The organism is Ligilactobacillus agilis DSM 20509, assembly GCF_001436215.1.
GTDB classification, from domain to species: domain Bacteria; phylum Bacillota; class Bacilli; order Lactobacillales; family Lactobacillaceae; genus Ligilactobacillus; species Ligilactobacillus agilis.
The window spans coordinates 1-15,092 of the sequence record NZ_AYYP01000072.1; the positions used below are offsets into that span (position 1 = coordinate 1).

At 42.5% G+C, this 15,092-nt stretch carries 11 protein-coding genes and 3 pseudogenes; 12 read left to right on the forward strand and 2 right to left on the reverse strand.

Annotation, left to right across the window (positions count from 1 at the left end; genetic code table 11):
- Positions 1–41: 41 nt before the first annotated feature.
- On the reverse strand, positions 42–242 hold the full coding sequence (locus FC14_RS09380; RefSeq protein ID WP_056977670.1) for a hypothetical protein: 201 nt from the start codon (positions 240–242) through the stop codon (positions 42–44).
- A 155-nt stretch (positions 243–397) separates the two neighbouring features.
- On the opposite strand from FC14_RS09380, the gene FC14_RS09385 reads away from it, so the two are divergent.
- Positions 398–2,464 (forward strand): methyl-accepting chemotaxis protein, encoded by a 2,067-nt coding sequence (locus FC14_RS09385; RefSeq protein ID WP_056977672.1) that lies wholly within the window; start codon positions 398–400, stop codon positions 2,462–2,464.
- A gap of 58 nt (positions 2,465–2,522) precedes the next feature.
- Here FC14_RS09385 and FC14_RS09390 read toward each other — a convergent pair whose 3' ends face one another.
- Entirely contained in the window at positions 2,523–3,248 is a 726-nt protein-coding gene (locus FC14_RS09390) for a gamma-glutamyl-gamma-aminobutyrate hydrolase family protein (protein WP_056977674.1), read from the reverse strand.
- Between the two features lie 268 nt (positions 3,249–3,516).
- Here FC14_RS09390 and sufC point away from each other — a divergent pair, with 268 nt between their 5' ends.
- The 11 genes and pseudogenes from sufC to FC14_RS11165 form a co-directional block, all read left to right on the forward strand.
- Positions 3,517–4,296: a Fe-S cluster assembly ATPase SufC gene (sufC, locus tag FC14_RS09395; RefSeq protein ID WP_050612007.1), complete on the forward strand. Its 780-nt coding sequence runs from the start codon at positions 3,517–3,519 to the stop codon at positions 4,294–4,296.
- A 13-nt stretch (positions 4,297–4,309) separates the two neighbouring features.
- The gene (sufD, locus tag FC14_RS09400) at positions 4,310–5,590 is read left to right on the forward strand and encodes a Fe-S cluster assembly protein SufD (protein ID WP_056977676.1); all 1,281 of its coding nucleotides are present in this window, start codon (positions 4,310–4,312) and stop codon (positions 5,588–5,590) included.
- Positions 5,571–6,809: a cysteine desulfurase gene (locus tag FC14_RS09405; protein WP_056977678.1), complete on the forward strand. Its 1,239-nt coding sequence runs from the start codon at positions 5,571–5,573 to the stop codon at positions 6,807–6,809. The genes sufD and FC14_RS09405 overlap by 20 nt, the downstream gene beginning before the upstream one ends.
- On the forward strand, positions 6,796–7,242 hold the full coding sequence (gene sufU, locus FC14_RS09410; protein ID WP_050612010.1) for a Fe-S cluster assembly sulfur transfer protein SufU: 447 nt from the start codon (positions 6,796–6,798) through the stop codon (positions 7,240–7,242). The genes FC14_RS09405 and sufU overlap by 14 nt, the downstream gene beginning before the upstream one ends.
- Positions 7,242–8,657, forward strand: coding sequence for a Fe-S cluster assembly protein SufB (gene sufB, locus FC14_RS09415; protein ID WP_162258666.1), 1,416 nt, complete (start codon positions 7,242–7,244; stop codon positions 8,655–8,657). Before sufU ends, sufB begins: the two co-directional genes overlap by 1 nt.
- A 454-nt stretch (positions 8,658–9,111) precedes the next feature.
- Positions 9,112–9,859: pseudogene (locus tag FC14_RS09420) on the forward strand (esterase family protein).
- A gap of 18 nt (positions 9,860–9,877) precedes the next feature.
- Complete coding sequence (locus tag FC14_RS09425) at positions 9,878–11,056, forward strand: ATP-grasp domain-containing protein (protein WP_056977682.1); 1,179 nt, start codon at positions 9,878–9,880, stop codon at positions 11,054–11,056.
- 11 nt (positions 11,057–11,067) lie between these two features.
- Positions 11,068–11,793: a gamma-glutamyl-gamma-aminobutyrate hydrolase family protein gene (locus FC14_RS09430; protein WP_056977684.1), complete on the forward strand. Its 726-nt coding sequence runs from the start codon at positions 11,068–11,070 to the stop codon at positions 11,791–11,793.
- Between the two features lie 27 nt (positions 11,794–11,820).
- Positions 11,821–13,195, forward strand: a pseudogene (locus tag FC14_RS09435) (glutamate--cysteine ligase).
- A gap of 148 nt (positions 13,196–13,343) precedes the next feature.
- Positions 13,344–14,957 (forward strand): amino acid permease, encoded by a 1,614-nt coding sequence (locus FC14_RS09440; protein ID WP_056977686.1) that lies wholly within the window; start codon positions 13,344–13,346, stop codon positions 14,955–14,957.
- Between the two features lie 50 nt (positions 14,958–15,007).
- A pseudogene (locus tag FC14_RS11165) lies at positions 15,008–15,092 on the forward strand (alpha/beta hydrolase); the annotation flags it as partial.

Sequence of the window (15,092 nt, forward strand, 5' to 3'; positions counted from 1 at the left end):
GGGCAATCACGGTTCTAATTACAGATTGAGCCATTTGCGATTTAAGCATAAATAGAACTACGTAAATTAGTATACAAAACTTTGTTTAATCGGCTTTGTTGCATATCAAAATCATGATTAAAAATGTAATCAGAAACGTAATTACAAGCCAAGCGATATTGCTCCATCGTGTTAGTAAAACTCGAAGCAATCTCTGCGTTGGCAAGATTTAATTTCACTTTGATAGTAATTTGTATTTCCATTAGGTTCACCTCACTTTCTTTACTGACATTATAGCACTTTTGTTCGATAAATACACAGCATAAGGAGGCGAAAGGGTAAAAAGTAGATTCTAACGAATCTAAAGTGAGGGCTATTCCTCCAGTGGTTAAAACCACTGGTATCCCGCCCTAAATTAATGAATAAGGAAGTACTAAAAACAAAATCCATTGGTAAGTGGATTTTATTTTTTCTAATTGTAGTTGGCCTAGTGCCGTTATTTACGATGTTAGCTGCATCTAACATAATTACCAAAAACGTCTTAATCGAGCGGAATAACCTCTCGAAGGTTAGTGCGGTTGATATGATTCAAGAGGAACGGACTCACCTCCAAAAATCAACTGAAAAGATGTTGATTGCTACTGCTAAGTATGGCGAATTTACCAGCGGTAACTTTGATAAACCAAAGTTGAAGACGGAAATGCAAAAACTGGTTAGTGCTAACAGCTCGTTATTAGGGGCAACCGTGGCTGATCAGGCCGGTGAATTTGCTAGCACCATTAACTATCCGCAAGGCTATCAAGTGACTGAGCAAAATTGGTACCGCCAGGCAAAGCAAAACTTAAATCGCGTTGTGTGGACGTTACCTTATAAAGATCCTAAGTCAGGCGTCTTCGTAATCACAGCCGCTTATGGCTATAAGGCAGCTAATGGTAAGTTCTTCGTTATCAGTAGCAACGTTTCCTTTAACGACATTGAACGGCCATTAGGCCAATTGAAAATTGGTAAAACAGGGCGGGTAACTTTAATTTCCGACAAAGGAATCGCGCTAGCTTCTAAAGGGGCAATCGACGATGCTCACTACAGTCGGGGTAATGACTTAAGCAGCGATAAGATGTACCAAGCAATTGCTGCTTCAAGTAAACGTAAAGGCTATGTTCATGTTAAGGGTAATTCTAAGGTCATGGATATTTACTTTAATAAGGGAGCCGTCGGTAGTAAGTACTGGGCTTATGCTTACGTAATGAAAGATGACCTTAAAGCGGAATTACATTCTGTTTTAATCAGTGCCTCTATTATCGCCTTGGTGGTGGCGGTACTTGTCTTGATTTTAGCATTTATTATCAACGGCATCTTCAAGGAAATTGTCGGTCACATCCTGTCTTACTTCAGGGCGGCAGAAAAAGGAAAGATGAATCCAATTGAGGTTAAGCCAAAAGCAGCTAAGAGTTTTAAGGGTAAGGTAGCCGCTAAGCTTTACACCCCTGATGAACACGGCAGTGAATTTAACCAAATTTCTTATGGCTACAACAAAATGATTGCGGCCGTTGGGGGCTTGGTCAAGAAGGTTAAGGGCCAGGCTAATAATGTGGCTGAAAAATCAGACTCGCTGCTAGAATTGTCAACTCAAACTGATAAAGCTATCGATGAAGTTGCACAAACTATTACGGGAATTGCTGAAGTTACAAGTTCACAGGCCCAAGAAACTCAAGAAAGTGTCACGAGGTTACACAATCTATCCGAAATTATTGAACGCCTACATGCTAATGCGCAAACAATGAATGATGAAGCAGATAAATCTGCCAGTCTCAACCAAGCCAACATGGAGACGATGGATTCAGTTAACGCCAACTGGAATCAAGAGTTAGTTGAGATGAAGGATTTATCCCAAAGTGTTCAGGATATGAATACAAGTATTCAAGATATTACTAAGATAATTGGGGTTATCAATGACATTTCACGGCAGACTAACCTCTTAGCGTTAAATGCTTCAATTGAAGCTGCCAGCGCTGGTGAAGCTGGGAAAGGCTTCTCAGTTGTGGCAACCGAAATTAGGAAGCTAGCTGAGCAAAGTGCTGCTTCAACTAAGGAAATTGAAGCAATTATTAATCAAATTAAGGATAAATCGCATGAAATGGTCACAAAGACCAATAACTCGATTGAAGGTGGCCAAAAACAGTCAGAATTGATTCAAGCAGCTATTAAATCAACGGCTGAAGTTTATAAGAGTAACCAAACAATGATTGAACAGGTCGCCCAAGTTGCCAATGCTTCGGCTGAAATTGAAGTAGTCCAAGGTAAGGTTCTCAGTCGCCTAGAAAATATCTCCGCTTCAACGGAAGAAAATGCAGCTGGGACCCAAGAAGTCTCCGCAAATGCAGAGGAGGTTTTAGCAACAATGGAGGAATTTACCTCCCACGTTGCTGACTTACATGACATTGCGGCTAAATTAAAGGCTGAAACTGATAAGTTGACGGTTAACTAAGTTACCATAAATAAATAAGCCACCCTTACTGGGGTGGCTTATTTGTTAACCTTAATAATTAATCCTTGGCTTGGCTAGCTTGAATGAGCCAGGCAAAGATAGCTAAAGCTTCCGGAAAGTCTTCAAATTGGGCTTCAGGATGCCATTGTACGGCTAGAAGATTTTGCTGCTTGTTAGTAACTGCCTCCACTAACCCGTCGGCACTGGTTGCTAAAGCCTGTAAGCCTGGGGCCAGGTCTTTAATAGCCTGGTGGTGGAGGGAGTTAACTAAGCCGGTATCGCCAAAGATATCATGGAGAGGGTTAGCAGGCTCAACTTTGATTGAATGGGTTGGCATTGCCCAAGCAGTTCCGAATTGTTGGTGTTTTACCGACCAATTTGGATATTCGCTTAAATCTTGGTACAAACTACCGCCTAAAGCAACGTTGATAACCTGTAAACCCCGGCAAATTCCCAAGATAGGTAGTCCTTTGGCAAGGGCCGCTTTAATAAGGGCAATTTCTACTAGGTCTCGCTGATAATTAAGGCTACCCAATTTAGGGTGAGGTTCTTGGCCGTAAAAAATAGGGGAGACATCCTGGCCACCGGCAAAGACTAAACCATCAAAGCGAGCAACAATCTCAGTGATATTATCTTCGTTGACCAAAGGAATAATAATAGGCAGTCCCCCAGCAGCGTGGACGGCGTTAGTATAGCCCTTGGGAGTATAGTTGATTGGCAGGTTAGCGTGTTCGACAATGGGGTTATCAAAACTGTTACCAATTATTCCGATTAATGGTTTCATGCAAATCACTCCAAAAAGAATAGTGTAGCTTTATTATAGGAGAAGAAGCTAAAAAATACCATTAATCAGTTTGTTTAAAAAAATTACAAGTAAAAATTGTTTAAAAATTAGATTGATTTAACCATATAACTATAACTTTATTTATATAGGGTGATGAAAGCCTATCAAACCCGCCTTAGCGCGCCTTTTAGCCATTGGTTGCGATTGCAAGCTGAGTTTGATTGAGCTAAAATTATAAATATTAGAAGAATTAGGGGGGCTAGATTTTATGTCTACACTTGAAGTAAAAAATTTACACGTAACAATTGACGGTAAGAAAATCCTCAAGGGGGTTAACTTGACCCTAAAAACAGGTGAAATCCATGCAATTATGGGGCCAAACGGAACCGGTAAATCGACCTTGTCGGAAGCAATCATGGGTAATCCAGCTTATGAGGTAACAGAAGGGGAAGTTTTACTCGATGGCCAAAATTTATTAGAACTCCCAGTAGACGAACGTGCCCGGGCCGGTTTATTTTTGGCAATGCAGTACCCAGCCGAAATTCCAGGGGTAACTAATGCCGAATTTATTCGCGGAGCAATTAACGCTAGACGAAGCGAAGATAATCCCATTTCAATTAGAAAGTTTCTAAAGAAACTAGACGAAAATATGGATTTCTTAGACATGTCTGAAGAAATGGCTGACCGTTATTTAAACGAAGGCTTTTCCGGTGGTGAAAAGAAGCGTAATGAGATTTTACAGTTAATGATGATTGAACCTAAGTTTGCAATCCTGGATGAAATTGACTCCGGTTTAGATATCGATGCCTTAAAAGTTGTTTCTAAAGGGGTCAATAAGATGCGGGGACCAGAGTTTGGTTCCTTGATTATCACGCACTACCAACGGTTGTTGAACTATATCATTCCCGACGTAGTTCATGTGATGATGGATGGTAGAATCGTTGCGCAAGGTGGCCCTGAATTGGCTAAGCGCTTAGAAGACGAAGGTTATGCGGGCTTGCGTGATGAATTAGGTCTTGACATCAAGTTAACCGATGAAGATGCTTAAAGGAGGGATTGCGATGGATTTGACTAACTATCCCGAACTAGCAACTTATGCTAAGCAAGTTGCAGAACCTACCTGGTTCACTGAAGAACGGTTATTAGCTCTACAGGCAAGTGAAACTTTAAAGATGCCTAGTTTTCAAAAAATCAAGTATCGTCACTGGCCGATTAACTTAACCAAGCAACTGGCCTATGAAGAAAGTAAATTAGAGGTGCCAGAAGAAATTGATCAAGCTAAGGCAACGGCCGTTCAAGTGGGGCAAACAACTAAGTTGTTAAATTTGAGTCCGGCTTTAAAGGAACAAGGTGTTATTATTTGCGACTGGCAAACGGCTTTAAAAGAACACGCTGATTTAATTCAAGCCTACTTCATGAAGAAGGCAATTAAATCGACAGAAAATCGCCTAACAGCAGAACACGTTGCCAAGTTGACGAGCGGTTTGTTGATTTATGTTCCCAAAAATGTAGTCTTAACGGAGCCGTTAGTGACTTATTTTGTTCAAGACGCCACGACCGGGGCTGATTACGTTCACCATGTTTTGTTGATTGCCGATAGCAATAGTGAAGTTTCTTATTTGGAAAATATGTTAACTGTAGGCCAAAGTGAAAGTACCGCTAATATCATCGTTGAAGTAATTGCCTTAGACGGCAGCCACGTGAAGTTTTCAAGTATTGATCGCTTAGGTCAAAAGACTACGGCTTACCTAAATCGGCGTGGTTATCTAAAGCGTGATGCTAAGATTGACTGGTCGTTAGGGATGATGAGTGATGGTAACATCGTTGGTGATTACGATTCGGAATTAGTTGGAACCGGGTCACATGCCGAAACTAAGGTGATTGCGATTTCAACCGGTAAGCAGGTTCAAGGGATTGATACCCGGGTAACCAACTACGGTAAAAATTCGATTGGTCACATCCTCCAACACGGGGTAATTTTGCAAAATTCCAATTTAATTTTTAATGGGATTGGGCACGTTATGAAGGGCGCTACGGGAGCGGATGCCCAACAAGAAAGTCGGGTTTTAATGCTATCAAGACATGCTCGGGGAGATGCTAACCCCATCCTCTTAATTGACGATAACAATGTGACGGCTGGTCACGCTGCAAGTGTGGGGCGGGTCGATGAAGAACAACTTTACTACCTAATGAGTCGGGGCTTGCCTAAACCAATCGCAGAGCGACTAGTAATTCGCGGCTTTTTAGGTCCCGTTTTAGCAGCTATTCCGTCACGAGCAATTCAAATTGAATTAGAAAACATGATTGAAAGGAAGCTCGTAGATGGACAAAGAGATGAATAAGTATCGGGCTGATTTTCCAATTTTAGCGCAAACTGTCAATGACGAAGATTTAGTTTACCTCGATAACGCTGCCACTAGTCAAAAGCCCCAGACAGTCATTGATGCCATAGTTAACTATTACCGCAACGATAATGCTAACGTTCACCGCGGGGTGCACACTTTAGCCGAGCGGGCAACAGCCCAATTTGAAGCGGTGCGTCAAAAGGTGGCGCGGTTTATTAACGCTCCGACTAGTGAAGAAATTATTTACACGAAGGGAACCACCGAAGCCCTTAACTGGGTGGCTAGGAGTTACGGTGAACGTTTCGTTAAAGCTGGAGATGAGATTGTTATTTCCTATGCCGAACACCATAGTAACCTCGTGCCTTGGCAGGAATTAGCTAAACGAGTCGGCGCCACGCTAAAGTACCTAGATTTAACGGCAGACGGGGCAGTGGATTTGGCTAAAGCTGAGGCAACAATTACAGCTAAAACAGCGATTGTAGCCGTTAACCAAGCTTCCAATGTTTTAGGGGTAGCCAACCCACTAGCGCAACTAGCCCAGCTAGCCCACCAAAATGGTGCAATCTTAGTAGTAGATGGCGCCCAGGGTGCGCCCCATATGGTGACTGATGTTCAAAAGATGGGGGCTGATTTTTATGCCTTTTCTGGGCACAAGTTGTTGGCGCCAACCGGCATCGGAATTTTGTGGGGAAAAGGTGAGTTATTAGCACAAATGGCGCCCTTAGAATTTGGGGGCGAAATGATTGATTGGGTTGAATTAACGCAATCAAGTTATAAAAAGGCCCCCCTTAAATTTGAAGGGGGCACCCAAAATATTGAAGGGGTGATTGGTCTAGGCGCAGCGCTTGATTATTTAGAACAAGTAGGAATGGACAAGATAGCGGCTTATGAGCAAGAGCTAGTAGCCTATGTCTTACCTAAGCTCCAAGCAATTCCTGGCCTAAAACTCTATGGCCCTAAGGATCCTAAAAAGCATACTGGGGTAATTTCATTTAACCTCGATCAGATTCACCCGCATGACGTTGCGACTGCCTTAGATATGGAAGGAATAGCCATTCGGGCAGGACACCACTGTGCCCAACCGCTAATGCGCTATTTAGATGTTGCTGCCACAGCCCGAGCTAGTTTTTACTTTTACAATACTAAGCAAGATGCCGACCGTTTGGTTGAGGCCTTGCTTTTAACAAAGGAGTTTTTTGGCAATGGGACTATCTAAATTAAATAACCTTTACCGCCAAATTATTTTAGAACACTCACAGCATCCGCATCACCACGGACATTTACCCCGGGCTGACAAAAGTTTAGAGTTACGTAATCCGACTTGTGGAGATGTTTTGACCGTCGAATTGGCTTTAAAAGATGGCAAGGTTAGTGAAGTGGCTTTTAGTGGGACCGGTTGTACCATCTCACAAGCTTCTGCTTCATTAATGACTGACGAGGTAATTGGAAAAACCCCTAAAGAAATTGAAAAACAGGTGCTGTTATTTTCAAAAATGGTTACCGGTGAGGTGACTGATGAGGATCAATTAGATGAAGTACTAGGAGATGCCAGTATTTTAGCGGGGGTAGCACAATTTCCAGCGCGGATAAAGTGTGCTACCTTGGCTTGGAAAGCAGTCTACCAAGTTCTAGAAAGTGAGGGAAAATGATGACAGAAGAAATGCCTAAATTAGGTGGCGAATACCAGTATGGGTTCAAAGATGACATTACCCCGGTATTTACTACGGGTGAAGGTTTGACCGAAGAAATTGTGCGGGCAATTTCAGCTGCTAAAAATGAACCAGAGTGGATGTTAGAATTTCGCCTCAATGCCTATAAAATTTATCGCAAGTTAGAAATGCCGAAGTTTGGACCCGACTTATCCAAACTAGATTTTGAACACATTAATTATTTCAGGCGTGATACCGATAAGGTGGCTAGAGATTGGGATGATGTGCCCGAAGATATTAAGAAGACCTTTGATCGCTTAGGGGTTCCTGAAGCTGAGCGTAAGTATTTAGCTGGGTCTTCGGCTCAATATGAATCAGAGGTTGTTTATCACAATATCAAAGAAGACTTTGAAAAAATGGGGATTATCTTCATGTCAACGGATGATGCTGTCCAAAAGTATCCCGAGCTAGTTAAGGAATACTTCGGTAAATTAATTCCGCCAGAAGACAATAAGATGGCAGCCTTAAATTCAGCGGTTTGGTCCGGGGGCACCTTTATCTATGTGCCTAAGGGCGTTAAAACTGATGTTCCAATTCAAAGTTACTTCCGGATTAATGAGGGGAATTCAGGCCAATTTGAACGGACCTTAATTATTGTTGACGAAGGTGCTAGCGTCAACTATGTAGAAGGGTGTACGGCTCCTAACTATTCTAAGGATAGTCTCCATGCGGCCGTAGTTGAGGTTAACGTTTTAAAGGATGCCTACTGCCGTTATACCACCATTCAAAACTGGTCCGATAATGTCTACAGTCTAGAAACCAAGCGGGCCCAGGCACTAGAAAATGCCACGATGGAATGGGTTGATGGTAACTTAGGTTCTAAGGTAACGATGAAGTACCCAAGCGTCTACCTCAATGGCGAACACGCCCGGGGGACGATGCTATCAATCGCCTTTGCTGGGGCAACCTCCGAGGGTGAGGGAGTCGATTCTGATACCGGGGCTCGGATGATTCATAACGCTAAGCACACATCTTCATCGATTGTCTCCAAGTCCTTATGTAAGGATGGGGGCCGGGTTGACTACCGTGGCCAGGTCCGCTTTGAGCGCGATAGCGACGGCTCGTTTGCCCACGTCGAGTGTGATACCATCATCATGGATGATAAATCATCTAGTGATACCATTCCTTTCAATGAGATTCTTAATGGTAATGTCTCAATGGAACACGAAGCCAAGGTTTCAAAAATTTCAGAAGAACAGCTGTATTACTTAATGAGCCGGGGTATTTCTGAAGAAAAGGCCACTGAAATGATCATCATGGGCTTTGTTGAACCATTTACTAAGGAACTGCCAATGGAATATGCCGTGGAACTTAATCGCTTAATCGAATATCAAATGGAAGGATCTGTGGGTTAGAAAACTTTCATTCTAAAAACACCTCTGTATCAAGGCTTATTATGCCAATCTATTGATGATAATGGATATGTGGGGACAACTGGCTAAAGATAGTGGCCCTATTGTTGATACGATTAGGGATTAAATCATCATCTTTTTAGAAATATTTGCAAAAAGGTATTGTTCCTCGTTGTTGGTGTTTATGCCAACAGCGGGGAACTTTTTTGTAAGGCTAAAATCTTATTATTTTGCTCACCGATTAAAAAGCGTAACTGTTACCAAAAATGAGGCGATATTTTGACTGAAAATCCATATTTGGATGAAACTTCTTTATTACTATAGCGGCCGCTTAAAATTTAAATTATGAAATTTTCACGCAAAAAGTTTCTAAAAATTAGATTTTACCCTAAGTATGTGCTATTATAATTAAAAAATTGTAAGAGAAAAATGAAAAAACTTTACTGGGGGGATAAGGATGCACTTTGAAAGTCGCAGTCATTATAGTAGTAACTTAGGTGGGGAGATGGAGTTTAATGTTTATGGTCACGGTGGGAAAATTTTCTTAGTCTTTCCCTCCAGTGGTGGTAGCCCAAATGAGTATGCTGACTTTGGCATGGTAAGTGCCTGCCAAACTTTCATCGACCAAGGGTTGGTGACCTTTTATACGCCTAATTCTTTTGATAATGAATCCTGGTTAGCTAAGGATAAGAGCCCGCATGAAATGGCGGCTGCCCACGATGCTTACGACCGCTACATTGTTGAAGAGCTAGTGCCGCTAATTAAGTATGAACGCAACTATTATGGTGCCTTAGGGGTAACTGGTTGTTCGATGGGGGGCCTTTCATGCCGTTAACTTTGCATTGCGCCACCCGGATGTTTTTGATACCGTGATTGCTCAAAGTGGGGTTTACGATGCCCGCTTCTTTACGGGGGATTATTACGGAGACGAATTAGTTTACCATAATTCTCCGGTTGACTACTTGTGGAACCTGGATGATACTTGGTTTTTAGATCAATACCGGCAAAATGACTACATTATCTGTATTGGTCAAGGAGCCTGGGAAGAAGTTGCTGACACTAGGAAACTAGAAGAAGCATTCAACGCTAAACAAATTCCGGCCTGGTTTGATTACTGGGGCTTTGATGTTGACCACGATTGGCCTTGGTGGCGTAAGCAGATGCCGTATTTTCTAACCGAACTAAGAGCTGATGGCAAATTATAAGAATGGAAGTGATGATTAATGACAGCCCCACTTAATTTTATTGTAGTTTCACCCCATTTTCCGCCTAACTTTGAACCATTTACCCTCCGGTTACATGAGACTGGCTTCAGGACTTTAGGGATTGGCGATTGTCCTTATGATCAATTGAGTCCGAGTTTAAAGACGGCCTTGACGGAATATTACCGGGTGGATGATATGGAAGACTATAACCAAATGTATAAGGCGGTGGCCTACTTTGCCTTTAAATACGGCAAAATCGACCGCTTAGAGTCGCATAACGAATACTGGTTACTTCAAGACGCCAAACTCAGAACTGACTTTAACATTCCTGGTTATAAAAATGCGGACGTAGACGTCATTAAGTATAAGTCTAAGATGAAGGAAGTTTTTGTAAAAAACGGTATTCCGGCGGCTAAGGGTCAGTTAGTAAAAGATAAGGAACAAACTGAGCAGTTTATCAGCCAGGTAGGTTACCCGGTCATTATTAAGCCCGATAGTGGCGTGGGGGCCAGTGACACCTATAAGGTTAACAACCAAGCTGAACTAGAGTCATTCTTTACTAAAAGGCAGCCAGGGGTGGACTACTTTTTAGAGGAGTACCTCGAAGGAGAGATCGTTACCTTTGATGGCTTAACGGATCAAGATGGCAAAGTGGTTTTCTATTCGTCCATGGTTTACGGGCAACCAGCCTTAGAAACGGTCCTAGATGCATGTAATATGTATTTTTACGAGGCCCGCGAAATTCCCGCCGACCTAAAGGAATTAGGCTTAAAGAGCGTGGCCGCCTTCAAAATTACCGAGCGCTTCTTTCACTTTGAATTCTTCCGGACTAAGGACAAAAAACTATATGCCCTAGAACTTAACTGCCGGCCACCTGGAGGACCATCAATCGATTTGATGAACCATGCACACCAAATCGATCTTTTTAAGGCCTACGCAGTCCTAGTTAAGGAAAATCACTTTATTTATGGCAACGATTGTCCTTATAACAGTGTTTACGTTTCCCGCCGGAAGGGACCTGAGTATTTACACTCGGTAGCAGATGTTAAGGCAAAGTATGCAGCTGAATTAAAGGATTACCAAGAAGTACCAGCGGGCTTTGCCGATATTATGGGAGACATTGGGTTTATCTTTAATACCAAAACAGTTGAACAATTAAAAGAAATTAGTGCCTACGTGCACGCAAGTAAGCAATAAGAGGTGTTTTTATGCGACCAAGAATAGCGGTACCTGCAGATACTATTTTTGATGCAACTAACGTTATCAATATGAGAAACGCGGCCTTTGCACCGCGACCAATTATTGAAGCGATTGTTAAGTCTGGAGGTGTACCAGTTATTTTTCCAAGCGTAGCTCCCAAGTATGTTAAAGATTATTTGGATTTATTTGACGGGATTATTTTTGCTGGTGGGGTTGATGTTGATCCTACCTTCTACCAACAAGAACCCCATCAAAATTTAGGGGCTACTTATTATAAGCGGGACGTGTTTGAAATTGAATTATGCAAACAAGCCTTAGCTGCTGGTAAGGCCATCATGGGAATTTGTCGGAGGATGCAATTAATTAACGTGGCCTTAGGAGGAAGTTTGTACCAGGATTTATCTGAAGATAAGAAAGCCTACTTGAAGCATTCACAAATTGCTCCTGGTAATATGCCCTCCCACCATGTTTCCACCAAGGAAAATTGCCGGATTAGGCAACTTGTCGGTGAACGGCCTTACGTTAATTCCCGTCACCACCAAGTTTTAAACCAAGTTGCACCCGGGTTAGTAGTTTCAGCTTGGGCGGATGATCAAGTTCCTGAAGCAGTTGAGTCCCTTGCTTCTGATCAAATTCTGGCCGTTCAGTGGCATCCAGAAAATATGTATAAGCACTATGATTATTCGCAAGCATTGTTTAATGATTTGATTGCGCGTTCACAGCGGGCGCACTAGTTGTTTGTTTGGAAGGGAATGAGAGCAATGTTTAGTAAGGTAGGGAAAGTAATTTTTGATAACGAAGTAGTCGCTAAAACGTCAGATTTTAATATGGAGCTTGAAATTGAGTAACACCGTGTAGATGAGCAGGGTTATCTAAGCCAAGAACCATATCCGGCTACGATCGGTGACGGGGCTAAGAATCCCTGGCTAACCAAAGATTTTTTAGAAGCAATGTCTGAGAGTGTGACCCCCGCAGCTGCTACTGCTTTAGACGCGTTACACTATCTCTACCGTATTAATAATTCCCTCAGGTCGGCCTTAGCGCCGGGAGAATTGCTGTGGCCCCTATCAATGCCACCTAAGTTACCGGCTGATAAAAGCACCATTCAGTTGGCCAAAACCACTCCGGAAAAAGATGCCTACCTAAAGGAGTGGGCTAAGAGACGAAATTTTAGTTCGGGAACACCTTGTGGAGTGCATATCAACTTGAGTTTAAATCCGCGGGTGGTAGATACTGTCTATAATAATTTAAGGGGCCAGTTTGCTAACCGGATGCAAGCCCAAACTTACCTGTACACGATTATCGCCCAGGGCTTTGTCCGTTACCGCTGGTTTTTAACCTACTTATTTGGGGCGAGTCCGGTGGCTGAGGAGAATTTCTTCGAAAAAAACCAGGGGCCAACTAAGCCGGTCCGGAGCCTGCGTCAGAGTCATTATGGGTTTGGCACCCACTTTAGTGGGGATTATAGTAGCGTTCAAGCCTACGTTGATCGAATCGAGCAGGGGGCTAAGGAAGGTAAGTTGATTTCCGATTATGAATTTCATGGCTCGGTTAGGTTTAAGGGTGGCAGCAGCCTTAAAAAAATGCCTGCAGAAGGTATCGATTATATTGAGCTACGGATGCTTGATTTAGACCCATCTAGTTCGGTTGGGGTTAGGTCCGATACCTTACGGTTTGTCAGGTTACTAGCTAGGTTACTTTGTAATGACGCCAGCTTTAAAACCAGCTGATGTTAACGAAGTGGTGGCACGGACAGACAAAATGAATGAGGAAATCTCCTTAGAAGAGCCTGAAGCGGTAAGCAAATACCAGGCCTTAGCGCGGGCCTTTATGAAGCGGTTGGAGATTTTTGCCAATAAATTGCAGTTAGGTCCAGAGTATCAAGAAGTTTTACAGGATTTAGAAGATTGAATTGAAAATCCCTCAACTACTCCGAGTGCCCGCTTATTGAAGCACCTAAAAGATGGGTCCTTAGTTCCCTACGCCTTGGAGCGAGCTAAACGCTATCAGGATGCAGCCTTACAGTCCTTAAAGGTTTTTGCTGGATTTGACAGTGAACAGATTCTTAGTGAGACTGAATTAAGTCAGCAACTATTTGAGCCCGATGTTAAAGCAACCCTAGCCAAAACTAAATAGTAATTAGGTCCATAATTTCTGTTCTTGTTGGTGAAATTATGGGCTTATTTGCCGTAGCTTAAAAACTTAATTTGCATTAACCATGGCTTTAGTTTATTATTTGTTAAGTAAAAATTTAAATTTTATTTAACAAATGGAGGAAATCTCAATGGATTCTAATGAAACGCACGGAAAGTATATCTCGTGGCCAATCTTGGCAATGATGGCCTTTGTCACTGTAATTGGGTTTGAAGATATTATGTATAACTTCAAAAACCAAGGGATGGGGGTCATTACTTCTTGGGTATTAATGCTCTTTTTATACGTTATTCCCTATGCCTTAATGGTCGGCCAATTGGGGTCTGTTTTTAATCATGAAGGTGGCGGCTTATCTTCTTGGATTCGGGGGACCAAGGGAGAATTTTTAGGTTACTTTACTGCCTGGACTTATTGGGCTGCTTCGGTTCCTTACGTAGTTGATTCGGCTAATTCGGTGGTAGTTGGTTTTGGTTGGTCCTTTACCGGCAGTGGCAAGTTCCAAGACACGATGTCTAACAGTACTTTTATGCTGTTATCTGCACTGATTTTTGTAATTTTTATTTTTGTCCAACGTCACCTAGCTCACTCGATGGAACTTTTAAGTACCATTGGGGGCTTTGCAATGTTTGGAATGACGGTACTGTTTGTGCTTTTGGCCTTTGCTGGGTTAATTAAAAACGGGGGCCACATGGCAACTCAGCCGATGAATATTCATACCATTGTCCCTAAATTTGATTTGAAATACCTCACCACGATTGGGATGCTGATTTATGCGGTTAACGGAAGCGAGTTGGTGGCCCCCTTTATTACGAGGATGAAACGGCCCCAAAAAGATTTTCCTAAGGCAATGATTACCTTGTCGATTATGACCGCCTTTTTGACTATTTGTGGTTCCTTTGCCCTGGGAATCTTCTTTGACGCTAACCACCTTCCTAACGATATGAAGATGAACGGGGACTATTACGCCTTCCAAGCCTTAGGAAAGCTGTATGGTTTAGGTAACTTCTTCATGTACCTTTACGCCTGGACATCAGTTATTTACATGTGTGCTTTACTAGCGGTCTTGTTAGACGCGATGACCAGGATGTTGATTGCCGATACTGGCAGCCAGTATATGCCTGCGTTTCTAAGAAAGACTAATAAGGAAGGGTTACCAATCAATGGGTACTTTTTAACCTGCTTCTTGTCGGCTTTTATCATGCTGTTAGGGGCCTTTTTACCTGAAATGAACGATATTTTCAACTGGCTCTTAAACCTTAACGGGATTATTTCGCCAGGAGTTACTTGCTGGATCTTTTATGCCTTTATGAAAATCCGGGCTAATTCAGCTAAATATCCTTCTAGCTACGTCTTCATAAAAAATGATAAGCTAGCTTGGCTTTGTGGCTTCTTATTACTAGCGGTGACAGCTATTGCGACCGTCTTTGGAATCTTCCCCCAAGATACTAGCCAGTTTAGTTCAACTTGGTGGTACGAATTAATCATCAATATTGTGGCCATCGTTGTCTTGATCGGACTAGGAGCGATTTTACCTTCCATTCGGGCCAGGGAAGTTAAATACGGCCTTGCCTTTGACAAGTGGCAAAGAAATAGTTTAATTATTCTGTGCCTAGGTTCTATTACGCTAGGGGTCTGGTTAGGCGGTAGCCAGCTGGCTTTAAGAGGGCTCTGGATTTTTATTCAGGCACTGGTTGCGTTAGGGTTAATGTACTTGATTGGCCGGCGGCAACCTAAACAACATTAAGGAAAAAATTCTCCAGGTTTGCTATACTATTAAAAAACTAAGGGGGAGTCATGATGGTGCGGAAAGCTAATAATTACTATTTGGAATTAAAAAACCACTGGCTGGATTTGCCTTATTATCGTGAAAAACGGCGGG

Excerpts from the sequence above, each read along its gene's own strand:
- FC14_RS09380 (WP_056977670.1), bottom strand. The coding sequence starts at position 242 with ATGGAAATACAAATTACTATCAAAGTGAAATTAAATCTTGCCAACGCA.
- FC14_RS09385 (WP_056977672.1), top strand. The coding sequence starts at position 398 with ATGAATAAGGAAGTACTAAAAACAAAATCCATTGGTAAGTGGATTTTA.
- FC14_RS09390 (WP_056977674.1), bottom strand. The coding sequence starts at position 3,248 with ATGAAACCATTAATCGGAATAATTGGTAACAGTTTTGATAACCCCATT.
- sufC (WP_050612007.1), top strand. The coding sequence starts at position 3,517 with ATGTCTACACTTGAAGTAAAAAATTTACACGTAACAATTGACGGTAAG.
- sufD (WP_056977676.1), top strand. The coding sequence starts at position 4,310 with ATGGATTTGACTAACTATCCCGAACTAGCAACTTATGCTAAGCAAGTT.
- FC14_RS09405 (WP_056977678.1), top strand. The coding sequence starts at position 5,571 with ATGGACAAAGAGATGAATAAGTATCGGGCTGATTTTCCAATTTTAGCG.
- sufU (WP_050612010.1), top strand. The coding sequence starts at position 6,796 with ATGGGACTATCTAAATTAAATAACCTTTACCGCCAAATTATTTTAGAA.
- sufB (WP_162258666.1), top strand. The coding sequence starts at position 7,242 with ATGACAGAAGAAATGCCTAAATTAGGTGGCGAATACCAGTATGGGTTC.
- FC14_RS09425 (WP_056977682.1), top strand. The coding sequence starts at position 9,878 with ATGACAGCCCCACTTAATTTTATTGTAGTTTCACCCCATTTTCCGCCT.
- FC14_RS09430 (WP_056977684.1), top strand. The coding sequence starts at position 11,068 with ATGCGACCAAGAATAGCGGTACCTGCAGATACTATTTTTGATGCAACT.
- FC14_RS09440 (WP_056977686.1), top strand. The coding sequence starts at position 13,344 with ATGGATTCTAATGAAACGCACGGAAAGTATATCTCGTGGCCAATCTTG.